General features: G+C 59.2%; 14 protein-coding genes and 1 pseudogene. 5 read left to right on the top strand and 10 right to left on the bottom strand.

The genetic code is table 11. The features are described from left to right. Nucleotides 1–23 precede the first annotated feature (23 nt). Nucleotides 24–998, bottom strand: coding sequence for an alpha/beta hydrolase (locus ACN1C3_RS09560; RefSeq protein WP_419115576.1), 975 nt, complete (start codon nucleotides 996–998; stop codon nucleotides 24–26). Nucleotides 999–1,733: 735 nt separating this feature from the next. On the opposite strand from ACN1C3_RS09560, the pseudogene ACN1C3_RS09555 reads away from it, so the two are divergent. Then, nucleotides 1,734–3,457 (top strand): annotated as a pseudogene (locus tag ACN1C3_RS09555) (tyrosine-type recombinase/integrase). 782 nt (nucleotides 3,458–4,239) lie between these two features. Here ACN1C3_RS09555 and ACN1C3_RS09550 read toward each other — a convergent pair. From ACN1C3_RS09550 to ACN1C3_RS09510, 9 genes are all read right to left on the bottom strand, one after another. Further along, complete coding sequence (locus ACN1C3_RS09550) at nucleotides 4,240–4,413, bottom strand: hypothetical protein (protein ID WP_419115575.1); 174 nt, start codon at nucleotides 4,411–4,413, stop codon at nucleotides 4,240–4,242. Nucleotides 4,414–4,657: 244 nt separating this feature from the next. Continuing rightward, nucleotides 4,658–5,929, bottom strand: a complete 1,272-nt coding sequence (locus ACN1C3_RS09545; protein WP_419115574.1) for an OprD family porin — start codon at nucleotides 5,927–5,929, stop codon at nucleotides 4,658–4,660. 70 nt (nucleotides 5,930–5,999) lie between these two features. Continuing rightward, complete coding sequence (gene mhpT, locus ACN1C3_RS09540) at nucleotides 6,000–7,205, bottom strand: 3-(3-hydroxy-phenyl)propionate transporter MhpT (RefSeq protein ID WP_419115573.1); 1,206 nt, start codon at nucleotides 7,203–7,205, stop codon at nucleotides 6,000–6,002. 85 nt (nucleotides 7,206–7,290) lie between these two features. Further along, nucleotides 7,291–8,301, bottom strand: coding sequence for a 4-hydroxy-2-oxovalerate aldolase (gene dmpG / locus ACN1C3_RS09535; protein ID WP_419115572.1), 1,011 nt, complete (start codon nucleotides 8,299–8,301; stop codon nucleotides 7,291–7,293). A 10-nt stretch (nucleotides 8,302–8,311) separates the two neighbouring features. Beyond that, entirely contained in the window at nucleotides 8,312–9,247 is a 936-nt protein-coding gene (locus ACN1C3_RS09530) for an acetaldehyde dehydrogenase (acetylating) (protein ID WP_419115571.1), read from the bottom strand. Between the two features lie 32 nt (nucleotides 9,248–9,279). Beyond that, nucleotides 9,280–10,074, bottom strand: coding sequence for a 2-keto-4-pentenoate hydratase (gene mhpD, locus ACN1C3_RS09525; protein ID WP_419115570.1), 795 nt, complete (start codon nucleotides 10,072–10,074; stop codon nucleotides 9,280–9,282). Nucleotides 10,075–10,088: 14 nt separating this feature from the next. Then, nucleotides 10,089–10,967, bottom strand: coding sequence for an alpha/beta fold hydrolase (locus tag ACN1C3_RS09520; protein WP_419115569.1), 879 nt, complete (start codon nucleotides 10,965–10,967; stop codon nucleotides 10,089–10,091). Between the two features lie 15 nt (nucleotides 10,968–10,982). Then, nucleotides 10,983–11,936, bottom strand: a complete 954-nt coding sequence (gene mhpB / locus ACN1C3_RS09515) for a 3-carboxyethylcatechol 2,3-dioxygenase (RefSeq protein ID WP_419115568.1) — start codon at nucleotides 11,934–11,936, stop codon at nucleotides 10,983–10,985. A 1-nt stretch (nucleotide 11,937) separates the two neighbouring features. Beyond that, nucleotides 11,938–13,596 (bottom strand): bifunctional 3-(3-hydroxy-phenyl)propionate/3-hydroxycinnamic acid hydroxylase, encoded by a 1,659-nt coding sequence (locus ACN1C3_RS09510; protein WP_419115567.1) that lies wholly within the window; start codon nucleotides 13,594–13,596, stop codon nucleotides 11,938–11,940. Between the two features lie 134 nt (nucleotides 13,597–13,730). On the opposite strand from ACN1C3_RS09510, the gene ACN1C3_RS09505 reads away from it, so the two are divergent. The 4 genes from ACN1C3_RS09505 (at nucleotide 13,731) to ACN1C3_RS09490 (ending at nucleotide 18,528) form a co-directional block, all read left to right on the top strand. Then, nucleotides 13,731–14,507: a DNA-binding transcriptional regulator gene (locus tag ACN1C3_RS09505; protein WP_419115566.1), complete on the top strand. Its 777-nt coding sequence runs from the start codon at nucleotides 13,731–13,733 to the stop codon at nucleotides 14,505–14,507. 151 nt (nucleotides 14,508–14,658) lie between these two features. Beyond that, nucleotides 14,659–16,035, top strand: coding sequence for an L-serine ammonia-lyase (locus ACN1C3_RS09500; protein ID WP_419115565.1), 1,377 nt, complete (start codon nucleotides 14,659–14,661; stop codon nucleotides 16,033–16,035). Nucleotides 16,036–16,063: 28 nt separating this feature from the next. After that, complete coding sequence (locus ACN1C3_RS09495) at nucleotides 16,064–17,089, top strand: GlxA family transcriptional regulator (protein ID WP_419115564.1); 1,026 nt, start codon at nucleotides 16,064–16,066, stop codon at nucleotides 17,087–17,089. Between the two features lie 227 nt (nucleotides 17,090–17,316). Then, entirely contained in the window at nucleotides 17,317–18,528 is a 1,212-nt protein-coding gene (locus ACN1C3_RS09490) for a M24 family metallopeptidase (RefSeq protein ID WP_419115563.1), read from the top strand. Nucleotides 18,529–18,695: the final 167 nt, after the last annotated feature.

Raw genomic sequence — 18,695 nt, 5'->3', positions numbered from 1 at the left:
CTGGATGCGACTGCCTCAAGACGTCAAGCGGCGCGTGCCGCCGGGGCCAGGTGTTGCGTGAAGAAGGTCGTCAGTTTGTCGAAAGGAATCACGTCCACACGGTCGTACAGATCGGTGTGATTGGCCTGTGGAATGATCATCAGCTCCTTCGGCTGCGCCGCGGCCGCGTAAGCGGTTTCGCTGAAGTAGCGCGAGTGGGCGTTTTCACCATGGATGAACAAGACTGGGCGCGGAGAAATTTCCGCGATGTAGGTCAGGATCGGCATGTTCATGAACGAAAGCGGTGTAGTGATCGTCCATGAGTTGCCCGAGTTGACTGCGCGCGGATGGTACCCACGCGACGTGCTGTAATAATCGTGGTAATCGACCAGGAACTGCGCTTCACCACCCTTCAGTTCGTTGTAGGGCGGCTGGTAAGCAGGGGCACCATTTTCCGCGTCGACCCAACGTTGTGCGCCCAGTTGTTCGAGCCCTTGCGTGCGCTGTTCGAGGGTCACGCTGTCGTTGTAGCCCTTGGACATGACGCGGGTCATGTCGTACATGGTGCTGGCAACAACCGCCTTGACGCGCTTGTCCAAGGCCACAGCATTCAGGGCCAAGCCGCCCCAACCGCAGATGCCAATGACGCCAATCCGTTCACGATCAACGGAGGTTTGCAGGCCAAGAGCATCAACTGCGGCGCTTACATCCTCGGTGTTGATGTCTGGCGAGGCGACGTTACGCGGCTCACCGCCGCTTTCCCCTGTGTAGGACGGATCGAAGGCCAGCGTGACAAAACCACGCTCGGCCATGGTTTGCGCATAGAGTCCGGAGGACTGCTCCTTCACTGCGCCGAATGGGCCACAGACGACGAGAGCCGCCAGCGTTCCACTGGTGTTCTTCGGTTGGTACAGGTCGCCCGCCAGGGGGATGCCATAGCGGTTCGTGAAGGTGATCTTCTTATGGTCCACCTTGTCGCTCTTGGCGAAGGTTTTGTCCCATTCCTGTGTCAATTGCATGTGCTTGCCTTACATGTAGTTGAGATTGCTCTGCCAACCTGAATGCCCGACATAGTTCATCGGCGTAGGCGCCATGGCTTTCACAACCATGAAAATGCTCCTTCGCAAAATGACGTTGTCGGTCGGTGATTAGCTCTACCAACTACTGTATGCCTGCCACTGCCCCAAAACATCGTATGAAATTGCAAGCATCTATGCACGCTATTGGATAATCGCGTCCCATGATCCAAGCGGTTCGGAATGGAAACCTACCCACGAAGAGTTAAACTCGGATTGGGTGACCGGTGAATCCATCAGAGCTTCGGGTGGTGTGTGTGGCGTTGGCTGATAAACACGTCGATTGAATCGAGAGGTGTGGGACTAGTTTGGAATTTTCTTCTTGCCCTTGATGCCCATCAAAAACAAGTCCAGAATTAAGTCTTTTCCTGCTTCGGAAAGAAAATAAACCCCTTAGATTTCAATGAGTAGGACACTGGATACGAGTCTCGTTTCCCGCTCCAAATATTGCGCTGCAGAGTTCCACTGAATTCTGTAAGTGACTGAAATCAGGACCTTCGGGTCCTTTTTTCGTTCCGGCGGGAACCACTGAAATCCAGCACTATCCAGTGTTTTTAAGTCCCGATTTAAGTCCCGAATGGGAGGCTTGAATTTGGACGCGCACTGAATCGGTTTTTTGCTGGAGCAGCTTGGCTAGCGAGATGAGCATCTGGCCCTGACTCTGTTCAGGAGCTCGCGATGGCACTCTCGGATACGACCGTTCGGCAAGCCCGAATTACCGGTAATGATTACTCGCTAGGCGACACGGATGGGCTTGCGCTCAATGTGACGGCCCACGGCGGAAAAATCTGGCGTTTCCCCTATGAGCACCGTAAACAGCAACGCCGTGCTGTTCGTAGCGCGGCAGAGCATACCTTCGAGGCGGTGTTCAATCAGTGGGTCGAGTTCCGCCGGCTGAGCCTGAAGGAAGGCCGCCAGAGCACACTCTCGCAAGTCTTGAGATCTTCAATAAAGACATCCTGCCTTCACTTGGTGGGCGGTCCATCTACGATATCAATCGTCACGATTTGCTGGATTTGCTGAGCAGGATCGAACAGCGCAAGGCCTTAACGACAGCCGAAAAATGTCGGACCTGGTTCAATCAATTGTTCCGATATGCGCTGGTGAAGGTAGAGGGGCTGGAACACAATCCGGCTTCAGACCTCGATGTTGTCGCACTCCCCAAGCCCCCGGTTGCACACAATCCATTTTTACGTATGGACGAGCTACCCGCATTGATGGCTGTACTTCGCGGCTCTCGGGGGACAAGCCAAACACGGTTTGGCCTTCGACTTCTGTTGCTGACCGGCGTCCGCACGGGCGAGCTGCGCTTGGCGACACCCGATCAGTTCGATCTGGAGCGGCGGCTATGGATCATTCCGCCAGAGGTCGTGAAGCAACTCCAGATAGTGATGCGTAAACCAGGGAAGCAGGCTCAAGACATACCTCCTTATATCGTCCCGTTGTCGGTACAGGCGCTTGAAATAGTGCGTCACTTGCTGGACCAGGTTCTCCCTGCACAACGTTACTTATTCGCGCACCGGAGCGACCTGACTAAGCGCATTAGCGAAAACACCCTGAATGGAGCGCTGCGCCGAATGGGTTATGCCGACCAACTTACCGGTCATGGTATGAGGGCTACGATCTCGACGGCGCTGAACGAGATCGGATATCCGAAGGTGTGGGTGGACGCCCAGCTTTCTCATGCAGATCCAGACAAGGTGAGTGCGGCCTACAATCACGCGGAATACGTCGAGCAGCGCCGGACCATGATGCAGGACTGGGCGAATAGATTGGACCTTTGGGGGCAGGGGCAGCCGAAGGCAGCCAGCTCTCCGCTCACGATCCGTTTAGAGGGTGCAGCTTCGCTGCCCTCGCTGGAAAACGCTAACGCAAATGCTGTTCTGTTCAGCGGCAACTTTTCGGCAGCGACCGTCCCGGCGTCCAAGGTGTTAGTCCGCAGCGAGCCGGCCCTCATCGTGCCCCACCAGTTGCCTGTCATACCCGTTCCAATCCGGACTGAAAAGCCGCGCAAATCTCACGTGTCCGACATCCAACGCCAGCGCACCGAGATGCTAGCCACCTATGAGGATTCGAGTAACTTGCCGCTGCTGGTTTTCGCCAGGCTGGCAGGCAAATCTCGCGATCAGATCAATCGCGATATCAAGGCTCGGCGCCTGCTGTCCCTGAGCCTGGGTAATCGCGGTCAGCGCATTCCCGATTGGCAGCTTGATCCATTGCGGCACAAGTTGGTTCTCGCGGTCCTGATTCGGTCTCCGGATGCGGATGCATGGAGGCTTTATGGCGCTCTTTGTAAACCTCATGAGCGACTAAAAGGTCGTTCGCCAATCGATGGGCTCAATATGGATAATTTCGAGTTTACCGCGCGGATTGTCTGCAGGGGGGGCCTGGGCTCGAACTGATATTCCATCTTCGAGTGCTGGCGGGGCTTGCCACTGATTTTACTGCGTTCGGCGAGTCCCTCGTTGTCACCCGGGTGCTCGTTGGTGGGAGGGCGTGAAACGGTCGAGGTACTGCAGAAGGTCAAAATGTCCCAAAGAACATTTCATCAAGGCTCTACCTGGGCTTTACAGGCAGCAGGATCGTAAATTTGCCCCCGGTTTTGCCCCCTGTCGCACGCGATGGATGGGAAATCGCGATCCGGGATTTCTTACTAGTCTGGTTGGCCTTTCCACAGTCAACGCCCCATTCGTATCAGCGCGTATTCTTGAGGGTGGCTAGAAATTTTTCCATTGTCACCAAATTGGATGTTCCTGCACCTGCTCTGGCTTTCATCTTACGCCTCTTTGGGGGGCACTGCCGTTCACGGTTCAGCCTAGGACCGTGGTGTTCTCAAAGTAAGTCGGGTGCAGCAGGGTATAGGAACTGGTGTCGGTCGTTGAGCACTTGAAATGGGGGTGCTAGGGGTCGAGTGTTCGAATCACTCCGTTCCGACCATATTTTTCAATGATTTATCCCAATCTTTTCAGGTTGGGCTTTTTCATGCCTACAAAATTACTCCCACATTTACTCCCACGGATATCTTGGATCTTGGTAGCGCTGCCATCTGAGAGGCGTATTTGTGTAGCTCTCGGCTTGAAGAGACATTCGCTGTCCTCCTCTCCCGGCTGCAAGGCGGACTGTGTAGATGGACATGCAACAGGACGCTTCCAGGCCTCGCCTCACAGTGCGGTCGGCTCGACGCTCAACAGTCCCGGTAGTCCTCCGGGTACTCGATCCCATGCAGGAACCACAAACTCTTGGCTTTGCTGTCGTTGGGCGCTTGGTTGAAGATCAAGGCGGGGCATTCTTCGTCCGCCTTGTCGGTTAACTTGGCCAGCAAGGCGACGTTACGGCGCTGTTGCTTTGAAAGGTTCATTTTCCAAGATTCCGTTGGTCGAAAATGAATTTTCATCCTGGATATGGGCGCAAGTATGGGCTGACATATTTTTCGAAATCTTTATACGACAAAACCCTGAATACTCAGGGCTTTGTCGTATAAAGATGGCGATTGCATCTCTTATTGTTTACGCCAGGATTGCCGGAGCCTAGCGTGAACTCACCTCAGGCTTCACCGCCCAAGCTGGCCGCTTTCAAAACACTCCTGATCAGTGTTCGGGAGCTCACCATAACTTCCATGTGTAATCGACGTTCAGCCGCAGCTCATTGTCATCCCGATGGCTGGCCTGGGCGGTGAAGTCGTTGCGGTACCAGGCGTTGCGCACGCGCAGGGCCAAGCCCTTCAGGGGAGTGCCCTGCAGCACGTAGGAAACCTCGATATCCTTCTCGCTCTCTTTCAGGTTGGAGCCTCCCAACTTGGCCAGCTCGATATTGTCGCCGCTCACGTAGCGCAGCATACCGTTGAGCCCTGGCAAGCCGATGGCTACGAAATTGTAGTCATAACGCACCTGCCAACTGCGCTCCTTGGGGTTAAGAAACTCGGAGCTGAGCGTGCCTTCGGTGATGACTAAAGGCTCGGTGCCGAACAGGTAGGGCATGGCGGTCTTGCCGGTCAGTTGCATGTAGCCGGCACCGAATTTGTGGGCGCCCAACGCATACGTCAGCATCAGTGCCGCATTGCGGTTGTCCACGGGGCCAGCCTTGGCCGCGCCGTCCTCGCCAGTGGCGAACAGGCGAAAATCGCTTTTCAGACTGCCAGGCCCCATTGGCCGATTGTCGACAACGCCGTAGAAGTCCTTGCGGTACAGGTCAGCGAGTTCGGCGTGGTAGTACTTCAGTGTCAGTTGTGGTGACCAGGCGTAGTCGCCGCCGAGGAAGGTAAAACGGTCGGACTCGGCGGCGCCATTGAAGCGTCCGTTGGGCGAGGCCACCGACATTTTCTGGTAATTGGTGGAGTCGCGCAGGTTGATGCGATCGAGCCAGCCGACATGCAGGGTCAGGTTGTCGATTTCCTGGGACTTGAGGTATGCGCCGCGGAAGGTCTGCGGCAGCAAGCGGGTAGGGCTGGCAAAGGCAATCGGCAGGAAGGTGCTGATAGTGCCCAGCTGCAATTCGCTTTTCGACGCCCGGACCTTGCCCGTCAGGCCCAACTCCGAATATTCATTGGCCGGCTCGCGGGTGGTGGGGTTGTACGGCAGCAGGCCGGTCCCCGTGCGATCAGGCGAAGAGTCAAGGCGCACACCGAGTAAACCTTGGGCGTCCAGGCCGAAGCCGACTGGCCCCTCGGTATAGCCCGAGCGCATATTGAGGATGAAGCCTTGTGCCCACTCGCGGGCTGCAGCCTGCGGCGTGGCGTTCACATAGTTGCGATCGAAGTAATAGTTTCGCATCACCAGATCGGCGTGACTGTCGTCGACGAAACCGCTGGCACAAGCCTGGCCAATGGACAAAACGCAGGTGCAGGCGCTGAGCGCTCCAAGAGAATTCCTGAGCATGGCAGTGTTCACTTTTATTGTTGTAGGGGTAAACCCGCGCCATCGCGGAGCGGGGAGTACGGGTAGGAAGTCAGTCGGCTTGGGAGCCGTTGCGGCGTATCGACAGGTAAAACATCGCCAGCGCCGCGATAACAATCCCTGGTGCCGAGGCCAACATCACGCCGGTCGTGCCGGTCCCCAGAGCAAGCATCTTGCCGGCCACCAACGGGCCGCTCATTGCACCCAGGCGGCCGATGGCGACTGCGCTACCAACGCCGGTGGCGCGCACCGACGGGCGATAAAAATGCGGTGCCAGGGCATACAGCACGCACTGCCCGCCAGTGGCGAAAAAACCGGCGACGAAACCGGCGGCCAGCATGCTCTCCCACTGACTGGCCAGGCCCAGAGCGGTCAACGACGCGAGAATGCCAACGTAGATCAGCGCGGACAGTGCCCACGCCGGGAGGCGATCCATCGCCCAGCCCAGCAGCAACGTGCCGATTGCCGCGCCAAACTGCAGCGCCAGCATCACCCAACTGGCCTGGCGAGCGCTGAAACCCTGGCCAACCAACAAGCTGGGCAACCAGTTGATCAGGATGTACACCACCATCAGCGTAAAGAAGTAGCTGACCCATATCATTGCAGTTGGAAGTGCGGCACCTTGGCGGAACAAGCCCTGGACCACACCGACAGGCGCCGTGTCCTTGATGCTGCGAAACACCGCCGACTCCGGCAAATAAAATCCCAGCAGTGGCACGATCAACAGCGGCACGACGCCACCGACGTAGAACACCACCTTCCAGCCACCGACCAGGTCGGCGATGCCAATGCTGGCCGCTAAAGCGGCCCCCAATGGCACACCGCAATACATCAGGCTCACGGCAGTGCCACGCAAGCGCGGGCCAGCCACTTCACTTGTCAGGGCGATCAGGTTGGGCAAAGCAGCACCCAGGCCCACGCCCGTGAGGCAGCGCGCAACCAGCAGACTGTTGAAATCCCAGGCCATAGTGGTGACCAGCGAGAACAACCCGAACAGGGCTACCGACGCCATCAGCACGCGTTTGCGGCCGATGCGGTCAGCCAATAATCCTCCGAGGAAGGCACCGGGCAGCAGGCCGAAAATCCCGGCGCTGAAGACCCACCCCATGTGTAACTTATCCAGTTGAAAAGCGGCCGCCATCCCTTGTGCGGCGATCCCCGAGGCTTGCAGGTCAAGGCCTTCCATCAGGGCGACGAGGAAACACAGACTGATGGTCCGTGTCATGTGCAGCGGTGCTGTCAGGTTGAGCGATGTCATGGGCAATACCCGTTTTATTGTTGTAATGGGCAAAACAGAGCCGACCGGCCGCTGCGTGGGCGACCAGTCGGTGTGGTGCTTGGTATCAGCGCTTGAGCAGGTCCAGCGCCACATCAACGATCATGTCTTCCTGGCCGCCCACCATGCGCCGGTTGCCCAGCTCCACGAGGATGTCGAGAGTCTTGAGGCCGTACTTGGCAGCGGCGATTTCGGCGTGACGCAGGAAGCTCGAGTAGACACCTGCATAACCCAGTGCCAGGGTTTCACGGTCGACCCGCACCGGCCGGTCTTGCAGCGGACGGACGATGTCATCGGCGGCATCGAGCAAGGTGTAGAGGTCGGTGCCGTGATTCCAGCCCAGGCGCTCGGCGGCGGCGATGAACACTTCCAGCGGCGCGTTACCGGCACCAGCCCCCATGCCGGCGAGGCTGGCATCGATACGGTCGCAACCTTCTTCGACGGCGGTAATCGAATTGGCCACGCCGAGCGACAGGTTGTGGTGGGCGTGCATGCCAGTCTCGGTTTCTGGTTTGAGCACCGCTTTGAAGGCGCGGAATCGATCCCGCACATCCCGCATGTTCATCGCCCCGCCGGAGTCGGCCATGTACACGCAGGTCGCGCCATAACTCTCCATCAACTTGGCCTGGGCGGCCAACTGCTCGGCTGGAATCATATGGCTCATCATCAGGAAGCCGACGGTGTCCATACCCAGCTCGCGGGCGTATTCGATGTGCTGTTTCGACACATCCGCCTCGGTGCAATGGGTGGCGATGCGCACCACCCGCGCCCCGGCGTTGTAGGCCGCTTTGAGGTCATGCACCGTGCCGATGCCGGGCAAAAGCAACGTAGTGATTTTCGCGTGACTGATCACGTCAGCAGCGGCTTCGATCCATTCCAGATCGGTATGCGCGGCGAAGCCGTAGTTGAAACTCGAGCCTTGCAGACCGTCACCGTGGGCGACTTCGATCGAGTCGACCTTGGCCTTGTCCAGCGCACGAGCGATGTCCTGCACGTTCTGGATCGAGTACTGATGACGGACAGCGTGGCTGCCATCGCGCAGGGTGACGTCGGAGATGTAGAGTTTTTTGCCGTTCATGATGATCTCCTCAGGCTTGTTGCATCGACTGCGCCATGCGCTCGGCGGTGGCCAAGGCCGCGGAGGTCATGATGTCGAGGTTGCCGGCGTAGGCTGGCAGGTAGTGAGCGGCGCCTTCGACTTCGAGGAACACCGAGGTCTTCAGGCCGGAGAATTTACCCAGGCCTGGGATGTTCAGCGGCGCGTCTTCGGGAATCACGTCGAACTGCACCTTCTGCTTCAGGCGATAGCCCGGCACATAGGCCTGCACGGCGGCCGCCATCTCGACAATCGAGGCTTCGACCAGCGCCTGGTCCGCCGCCTCGGACAACACGAACACCGTGTCGCGCATCATCAGCGGTGGCTCGGCCGGGTTCATCACGATGATCGCCTTGCCCTTGGCTGCGCCGCCGATCACCTCAATGGCCTTGGAGGTGGTTTCGGTGAACTCGTCGATGTTGGCGCGGGTGCCGGGACCGGCGGATTTGCTCGCAATGGAGGCGACGATTTCGGCGTAATGCACCTTGGCCACGCGCGACACCGCCGCCACCATCGGAATCGTCGCCTGGCCACCGCAAGTGACCATGTTGACGTTGAGCTGAGCGAGGTTCTGCTCCAGATTGACTACCGGCACGCAGTACGGGCCGATGGCCGCAGGCGTCAGGTCGATCAGGCGGATGCCAGGTTTGATTGAGCGCAGGAACGCATCGTTCTTGACGTGGGCACCGGCCGAGGTCGCGTCGAAGACGAAGTCGATGTCATTGAACACATCCATGCGGCTCAGGCCTTCAACACCTTCGTGGGTCACGGCCACGCCCATGCGCTGGGCGCGGGCCAGACCGTCGGAGGCCGGGTCGATGCCGACCATGACCGCCATTTCCAGGTGTTTGGCGTTACGCAGGATCTTGATCATCAAGTCGGTGCCGATGTTGCCGGAACCGATGATGGCGACTTTGAGTTTGTTCATTGTTGTTGCCTCATTTGCACGCAAGTCGCCGATCACTCGGCGCTGAACTGAACACCGACTCGACCGATGCCTTCGATCTCGGCCTCGAATCGATCGCCCGCCGCCACCGCCACCATCGGCCCGAGTGCCCCGGTCAGAATGATGTCGCCGGCCCGCAAGGGATCGCCCAGACGCGCCATGGTTCGGGCCAGCCACACGGCGGCATTGAGTGGATGACCGAGGCATTCGGCGCCGCTGCCGCTGGAGGCTTCTTCGCCATTGCGGGTCATGCGCATGCCGGCCTGTCGCAGGTCCACGCCATCGAGACGGCGGACCGGGCCGCCAAGCACGAAACAGCCGCTGGAGGCGTTGTCGGCCACGGTATCGACGAAGCGGATGTTCCAGCCCTGCACGCGACTGCCGACGATTTCCAGCGCCGGCAAGACCCAACCGACTGCCGCCATGACGTCGGCAAACGTGGTGTCTGCACGGGGCAGATCGCGTTCCAGAATCAGCGCGATTTCGGCTTCGATCTTCGGTTGCAGCACACGGCTCAATGGCACGGTTTCGTTATCGCCGTAACACATGTCGGCGAACAGCGTGCCGAAGTCCGGCTGATCGACGCCCAGTTGTTGTTGCACCTTGGGGTTGGTCAGGCCGATCTTGCGTCCGACCACGCGCCGGCCACCGGCCACGCCGTGGGCGACGTTGAGCCGCTGGATGGTGTAGGCGGCCTCGGCATTGTCTTCGCCGATTTGCTCACGCAATGGCGCGATGGCTTCGTTGCGCGCTTCGGCCTGGCGCAGATCGGCGGCGAGCTGCTCCAGCGTGTCTTGAATAGGCATCATGTTGGCCTCGGTCATCAGTGGGTCAGGAAGTCCAGGACCATGCGGTTGTAGGTCTCGGCGTGTTCCCACTGGGCCCAGTGGCCGCAGCGGTTGAACACGTGCAGTTGTGCGTCGGGCAGGCCAGCCAGCAGGCGCAAACCGGTGTCCATGGGCACGAAGCGGTCTTCGCGGCCCCAGACGATCAGGGTCTGGGCTTTGATTTCGTGCAGGCGGTGGCTGAAATCCGGGAATTGCTTGGGATTGAGGGTGCTGCTCTTGACGAAGTTTTCCAGGTGATCGCGGCGCGCGAGGATGTTGTCCAGGCGCGTCTGGAACAGTTCGTCGGTCATGCTGCTGGCATCGAAAACGAAGACGTTCATCATCTTCTTCAGGTTCTCGATGGTCGGTTCGCGGTACAACGCGCCAATCAGTTTGATGCCTTCGGTCGGCTGCGGGACGAAGGCGCTTGGGCCACCGGTGCCACCTCCCATCAATACCAGTTTGCCGACACGTTCCGGGTAGGCGAGGGCGAAGGCCACGGTGCTGTGGCCACCCATGGAGTTGCCGATGATGTGCACAAGGTTGAGGTCCAGTGCATCGACCAGCCCCTTAAGAGCCTTTGCGTTGAGGTCCGAACGTGAACCACTGCAAACGATCGGGTCACTTTTGCTCCAGCCCGGGCAGTCCATCAGGATCACGCGGTAACCGGCAGACACTAACGGCTCGATGTTGCGGTGGAAGTTGGCCCAGCCGCTGGCGCCAGGGCCGGAACCGTGGAGCATGACCACGGTTTCGGCGCTCGGGTTTTCAGGGTTGTGGCCAATGTCGTTGTAATGCAGTTGCAGATCCAGTTCGCCTTCTTTGATATGCACAAAGCGGCTGGTGGATGCTTCGGTGAATGCAGTGGCAGTCATGGCAGTTCCTTGGAATCAGTGGTTGTTGTTCAGCGGCCGGGCGCCAAGGGCAGCGAAGCCTGCGATCCACTCGGGAATCGGGCGGTAGTAACGGCCTTCGCTCTGATAAGGGCCGAAGGCGGACAACGCAGCGAACGCGGCGATCCAGGTTTTCACTTCGTGGGTGGACTTGCCGGCCAGGGCCGACAGCTCGTCATTACCCAGCGAATCGAGGTCGCTCAGGCGACCCTGTTCCAGGCTGTCGAGAAACTGCTGATCCCACATCGGGTTGAGCGGGTGCAGGCTGTTTTGGTCTTCGACGAAGTCGCGGGCTGCCTGAATGACCCGCTGCTGACGCGCCTGGCGTTCAACAGCCGGCAATTGGCGACCGCTGCCCAACAGGCGGTCGGCCATCCGCGCATCGACCCTGGCCAACTCCGGCACCGGGGGTTGATGGGACAAACCACCGGAGGCCAGAAACAGCACGCGCTTGTTCAGCGACATCGCCCAGTGACCGATGGCTTCCCCGAGCAGACGGGCACGTTTGAAACCGGGCAATGGCACGGCGACCGAGTTGATGAACACCGGAATCACCGGGCAGCCTTGCAGACCACCGAGCAGCAGTTCCAGCGGCTGGGCGAATGCGTGGTCGACTTGCATGCGGTAGGACACCGCGGTATCGACACCGGCATCCAGCACGCTTTGGGCACAGGCTTCAGCCAGTGCCTTGGGCACGTCCAGCGCACCGGCAGCCGTGTCGAAATCGCCAATGGCGTCGGCGGCCATGCCAATGCAGAAGGCCGGCATCACGTCGTAGAAAAAGCCGTTGTAGTGGTCGGGGCCGAACAGCACGATCAGCTCCGGGTCGAAGCGGGCGATGCGCTCGCGGGCCTCGGCGATCATTGCATCGACCTCGGCCAGCACCTCAGGCGTCGGGTCGACGTAGCCCACCAGTGGTGTGTGCGACATACAGTGCAGATATGCGCTCATCTCAAGCCACCTTGCTGGCAACAATCGTCGCGGCAGGTTGTGGCAGTGCCTTGAGCGCCAAGGCCAATTGATCGCAGGCCTGGCCGACGGTTTGCGGGATGGCCAGCCCGGCGAGGAAACGGTCCGGACGCACCAGGGCGATGGACGCCGAACCGCGGGCGAACCAGTCCTTGAGGCGACCGGTGCTGTCACCGACGCGGATCACACCTGAACTGACGTCACTGGCGGCCTTGAGCTGAACGTCCGGCAGCACCTGGATAAACCGGGTACCCAGCGCTTGCCATTGCTCGATCTGCGCGGCCGTCAGACCCCAGGTCGGGTCGCAGCCCCAGGCGATGATAGCGAAGTGCTCGCCGATCACTTCATCGAGCAACACCGTATCTCCGGCTTCGGTCAGAACCCGAGGCTGGATGAACATCTTACCCACCGGTGAGGACTTTTCGCTCGGTACGATCAAGGCGCCCTGGCTGTATTGCGGCATTGGCTTGAAGCGCATTTCCAGGAAGTAGCGTTTGACCGGCGGCACGTAATTGAGCAACCACGACACGCCGTCACGCAGGGTGCCTTGCCAGCGCTTTGGTGGCGCCAGCACGTGGCCGGCGAGCACGGACAGGTCAATCATCGCCTTGGCATGGTCGCGACGCTCCTGTTCGTAGCTGTCGAGCAGGCTGTCGGCGGCCAGGCCTTTGATCACCAGTGACAGTTTCCACGCCAGGTTGGAGGCGTCACGCATGCCACTGTTGTAACCCTGGCCTTGCCAGACCGGCATGATGTGGGCGGCATCGCCGGCCAGCAGCACCCGGCCCTGACGGAATTGGCCGGCCAGGCGCGCGTTGTGGGTGTAGACGCGGCTGCGGATCAGCTCGATGTTGTCCGGGTTCGGCAGTACTTTGCCCAACAGCTTGCGCATGTTTTCCGGTTTGCTCAGCTCGACCTCCGTCTCGCCGGGCATGACCATGAATTCGAACCGACGCACGCCATGGGGCAGGGCGGCGGAAACGTAAGGGCGTACCGGGTCGCAGCACAGGTAAACATGCGGCGTGCTTAGTGGGTCATTGGCTATGTCGACGACGATCCATTGATTCGGCGCGGTCTTGCCTTCGAAGCTAATGTTCAGGTTGCGGCGCACCAGACTGTTGCCGCCGTCGCAACCGATCAGGTAGCGGGCGTGCAGGCGTTCGCTGCGGCCGTTCTGATCCTTGAGGTTGAGCACCACAGCGCTGGCGCTTTGTTCGAAACTGTCGAGCTCACGGCTGAACAGCACTTTGACGTTGTCAAAACGCTGCAAGCCTTCGAACAGTACGCGGTCGGCCAGGGGCTGAATGAAGGCATTGCGACGCGACCAACCGAACTCGTCGGTTTTCGGCTGGATATCGGCAAAGCAACGACCCTTTGGCGTCAGGAAGCGCATGGCATGCCACGGGGTGGTGTGCGGCAGCACGGCGTCGGCCAGTCGGACCGCCTGGAAGGTACGCAGGCTTTCGTCGTCCAGGCCGATGGCGCGGGGATAGTCGATCAGGCTGTCGAGCTTTTCCACCAGGGTAACGTTCACGCCACATTGCCCCAGGTAATTGGCAATCATCAAGCCGACAGGGCCGGCGCCGACAATGGCAACGTCGGTGGTCAGTTCCAATGTGGAAGGAGTGGGTGCAGAACTCATGGGTATCTCCGTACAGCGCTTTTGGATTTCTTGTTGGGCGCAGTATGGAAATCACGAGGCTGGTGGACAACGACAACCCTTGCTAGTGTGCACTAGGTGCACATTATTGATTTACAACAAAAATGGAGTAATCCATGAGCGAAACAGAATACAAGGCCGTGCGCGGACTGATGCGCGGTCTGGCTCTGATCAACAGTTTGAACCGCTTCGACGGCGGGGCCAGTACGGCGCAACTGGCCGAGCAGAGCGGCCTGCATCGCACCACGGTTCGGCGCTTGCTGGAGACCTTGCAGGCCGAGGGGTATGTGCGGCGCAGCGAGTCGGACGACAGCTATCAGCTGACCCTGAAAGTACGAGAACTCAGTGAAGGCTTTCGCGATGAGCAATGGATTTCTTCGATTGCCGCACCGCTGCTCGGCGAGTTACTCCAGGAGGTCGTCTGGCCGACCGACCTGTGCACTTTGGACGGCGATGCCATGGTGATTCGCGAGACCACGCATCGCTTCAGTCGCTTGTCGTTTCACCGTTCAATGGTCGGACGCCGCTTACCTTTGCTAATGACCGCCACCGGGCGCGCGTACTTTGCCTACTGTCGACCTGCGGAGCGAGAAGAGTTGATTGAGTTGATGATCAGTCGCGAAGACGAACAATCGGCGTTTGCCGCGGATAGCCGGTTTGTCGAGCGATTAGTGGAGCACACACTCAGCAAGGGTTATGGCGAAAATAACGCCCATTGGGGAGAGGAACGCAAGATCGCTGCCATTGCGATCCCGGTCATGCACGAGGAGCAGGTGATGGGCTGCCTGAATTTGGTCTACATCGCAAAGGCCATGCCCGTTGAGGAGGCTGTTCGACGCTACCTGCCGGCGATGCGCAGCGTGGTGGAAAAAATTGAGGGTCAGTTCAGGTAAGTTTGTCTGCAAGGCTAGTGCGAGCAACACATCCAGCTCGCCATTGGTAGTGACGAGCACTTAGGAGTCGATATCTGACACGCCTTGATGATTCCTGACGCCGACAATCGGGTGAATTCCTGACACCTTTGAAGCGGCGCGGAGATCGACGATGGCTATCAGTGTTTTTGACTTGTTCAAGATTGGTGTTGGCCCCTCCAGCTCCCATACTGTCGGCCCGATGCGTGCCGGGGCTCTGTTTGTCGAGGCCTTGCGCGAACGGGAAATGCTGGCGCAAGTGCAGCGTATCGAAGTGCGGTTGTATGGTTCGCTGTCGGCCACGGGTATCGGCCATGGCACCGATAAAGCGGTGATCATGGGGTTGATGGGGGAGTGGCCGGATAAAGTCGACCCGCTGCTGATCGAGCCACGCTTGCTGGATCTGCGCGAGACGCAATACCTGCTATTGGCCGCCGAGTTCCGTGTGCCTTTTATCTGGCAGCGGGACATGCGACTGCTGGATGAAAACCTGTCATACCATCCCAACGCCATGACCTTGAGCGCATTTGCCGAGGATCAACCGCTGTTGTGCGAAACCTACTACTCCATCGGCGGTGGCTTTGTCGTAGATCAACAGCAAGCCGCCAGTGGCCAGCTCGATCGGGATCAGAGCGAACTGCCCTACGACTTCGGCACGGCCGCGCAGATGTTGAGTCAGTGCAAGGCCCATGGGCTACGTATTTCCCAGCTGATGCTGGCGAATGAGCGGGTATGGCGCAGCGAAGAAGACATCCGCCACGGGCTGGCGCAGATCTGGCAGGCGATGCGCACTTGCGTGGACGCGGGCCTGCGGCATGAAGGTGTCTTGCCCGGAGGATTGAATGTGCAGCGCCGCGCGGCGCGTCTGCACCGCAGCCTGCTGGAAATCGGCAAACCCAATGTCATCGGATCGACCTTGAGCGCTATGGAGTGGGTGAATCTGTTCGCCCTGGCAGTCAATGAAGAAAACGCTGCCGGCGGGCGCATGGTGACCGCCCCCACGAACGGAGCGGCAGGGATTATTCCGGCGGTATTGCAGTACTACATGAAGTTCTGCCCCGAGGCCAAGGACAGCGACGTCGTGGACTATTTCCTCGCTGCTGCCGCGGTGGGCATTCTGTGCAAACGCAACGCTTCGATTTCCGGAGCGGAAGTGGGGTGTCAGGGCGAAGTCGGCTCGGCTTGCGCAATGGCTGCTGCGGGCTTGGCGGAAATCCTCGGAGCCAGTCCCGAGCAAGTGGAAAACGCTGCGGAAATTGGCCTTGAACACAACCTCGGACTGACCTGCGATCCCGTCGGGGGCCTGGTGCAGGTACCGTGCATTGAGCGCAACGCCATCGCGGCGGTGAAAGCGATCAATGCTGCGCAAATGGCTTTGCGCGGTGACGGCACACATTTCATTTCTCTTGACCGGGTCATCCGCACCATGCGCGATACCGGTGCCGACATGCATGACAAATACAAAGAGACCTCCCGTGGCGGGCTGGCGGTCAGCTCCATCGAGTGCTGAGTTACCTTGACCAACGGGGGAGTGGAACATGCTGCAACTGACCGAATCTGGCCGGCCACAACCGCCGGTGCTGCGTATTGGTTTCTGGTTGATGGAAGCCTTCGATTTGTATGCCCTTGCCAATGCGCTGGAGCCATTGTGCCAAGCCAATCAGTTGGCGGGGTGCAATGTTTGCCAATGGCAAATGCTTAGCCTGGACGGACAGCAACTGAACGCCAGCAACGGCATCGCAACCGCCACTGCACGACTGGATCAGGCACAAATGTTCGATGTATTAATCCTCTGCGGTGGAGATAACCTGCATCTTCAAACTGAATATCCAGACTTGCTCCAGCAGCTGAACCACTGGGCGAGGCAACCGATCAGCCTGGGGGCGTTGGGTAAGGCCGGTTGGCTGCTGGCGCAGATTGGCGCGCTGGATGGTTTCCGCTGCAGCTTGCCGGAGCCCACCCCATCACTGACCTTTGCTGCTTTGCGCGAGTTGACGCCGGTAGCAGCACCGTTCTGTGTCGATCGCCAACGTCTGACCTGCGTCGGCCCGCAGGCCGTTCAAGGGTTGATGCACGAGCTTCTCGCCCGGACCCACGGTCGTGGTCTGATACTGCGGATGGAAAAACATGCAGCACGCCAGGCCCGGCCGCTACTTCCCCTGCATGACGCCCCGGAAAAGCTTCAAGCAACACTGGCATTGATGAACGAGCATTTGCGCCGAACGCTGGGTATCGACGAACTGGCCGACACCATGGGCATTTCCCGGCGACATCTGGAACGGCTGTTCAAGCGCAGTCTGGGTTGTTCGCCGTCCCGACACTACCTGGACTTGCGGCTGCAACAGGCGCGCCAGTTGTTGCGGGCCGGTGAACATGCTTTGTCAGATGTCGCCGGGGAGTGCGGTTTCGTCTCGGTGCAACATTTCTTCCGCTGCTATCGCCAATACTTCGGAGCACACCCTCGCGATCATATGGGCGCGAGCTTGCTCACGAAGGCGCAGAATCAGCGGGTAGCAATGGTGAGTGCAGCGGCCACATCGCGAGCAAGCGCGCTCGCGCACTGACTGCGTTATCCTTTGCCAATGCCCCCGCCAAGCGGCTTTTACCGCGCTTGCCGGGGGCATTTTTGTTTCTGCCGGGGGGCTCGGGGACCACATTCGCAAACAGCGGGTATGACCAACTACAGGTCGGATTCGCGCAAAAAACCTCATCTTGCATCTGTTCGAATGATCTTCAGCGGCCCGCCAGATTGGCGCCTTCTGTTGCTCAATCAATGACAAGGATAAATGACATGCAAATGCCGAAAACCATCCAGATCAAGAACGGCGAAAAAGTGAACCCGACGTTCTCGGCTCAGGAATATGCCAACCGCCAGTCCAAATTGCGGGCTTATCTGGCGCAGAACAATATCGACGCGGCAGTCTTCACGTCTTATCACAACATCAACTACTACAGCGATTTCCTGTACTGCTCCTTCGGGCGTCAGTACGCGCTGGTCGTGACCCAGGACAGCGCCGTGACCATCAGCGCCAACATTGATGGCGGTCAGCCATGGCGCCGTACCGTCGGCACTGAAAACATCGTCTACACCGACTGGCAGCGCGACAATTACTTCGTCGCGATCCAGCAGGCCTTGCCCAAGGCCGGGCGCATCGGCATCGAATTCGACCATCTGAACTTGCTCAATCGCGACAAACTCGCCAGCCGCTATCCGCAGGCTGAGCTGGTGGATATCGCCGCACCGTGCATGCGTATGCGCATGATCAAGTCCGCCGAAGAACACGCGATCATCCGTCATGGCGCGCGCATCGCGGACATCGGCGGTGCGGCCATAGTCGAAGCCTTGCGTGATCAGGTGCCAGAATACGAAGTAGCCCTGCATGCCACTCAGGCGATGGTGCGCGAAATTGCCCGCACTTTCCCGGATTCCGAACTGATGGACACCTGGACCTGGTTCCAGTCCGGTATCAACACCGATGGTGCACATAACCCGGTCACGTCGCGCAAGGTCAACAAGGGTGACATCCTCAGCCTTAACTGCTTCCCGATGATTGCCGGTTACTACACCGCACTGGAACGTACATTGTTCCTGGATCACTGCTCCGACGAGCATCTGCGTTTATGGGAGGTTAACGTCAAAGTGCACGAGGCCGGGTTGAAGTTGATCAAACCAGGCATGCGCTGCTGCGATATCGCGCTGCAATTGAACGAGATCTTCCTGGAACACGATCTGCTGCAATACCGCACCTTCGGCTACGGCCACTCCTTCGGTACGCTGAGCCATTACTACGGGCGCGAAGCCGGGCTGGAATTGCGCGAAGACATCGACACGGTGCTGGAGCCAGGGATGGTGGTGTCCATTGAACCGATGATCATGCTGCCCGAGGGCCTTCCGGGTGCCGGCGGGTATCGTGAACACGACATCCTGATTGTCAACGAACAGGGTGGGGAAAACATCACCAAGTTCCCGTATGGCCCGGAACACAACATCATCAAAAAGTAGGACCCTGCGCCGCACAGTGAACCTGTGCGGCGTTTTGCTTGTGCGCCAGGCATGGCGCGTTGCGCGTAAGCGCAACCAGTTTGGCTGTGGTGGCCACGCTGGTGACTTGGAGGTGAAAGTCCTCTACACACCCGGCAAGGGGAAGTGTTAGCCAGAGGCAAGGGTGT

Source organism: Pseudomonas sp. H11T01 (assembly GCF_048515765.1).
In the GTDB taxonomy this organism is placed as follows: Bacteria; Pseudomonadota; Gammaproteobacteria; order Pseudomonadales; family Pseudomonadaceae; genus Aquipseudomonas.
Note: the sequence above shows the minus strand (reverse complement) of the source record. Positions and strands in the feature narration are given on the sequence as shown.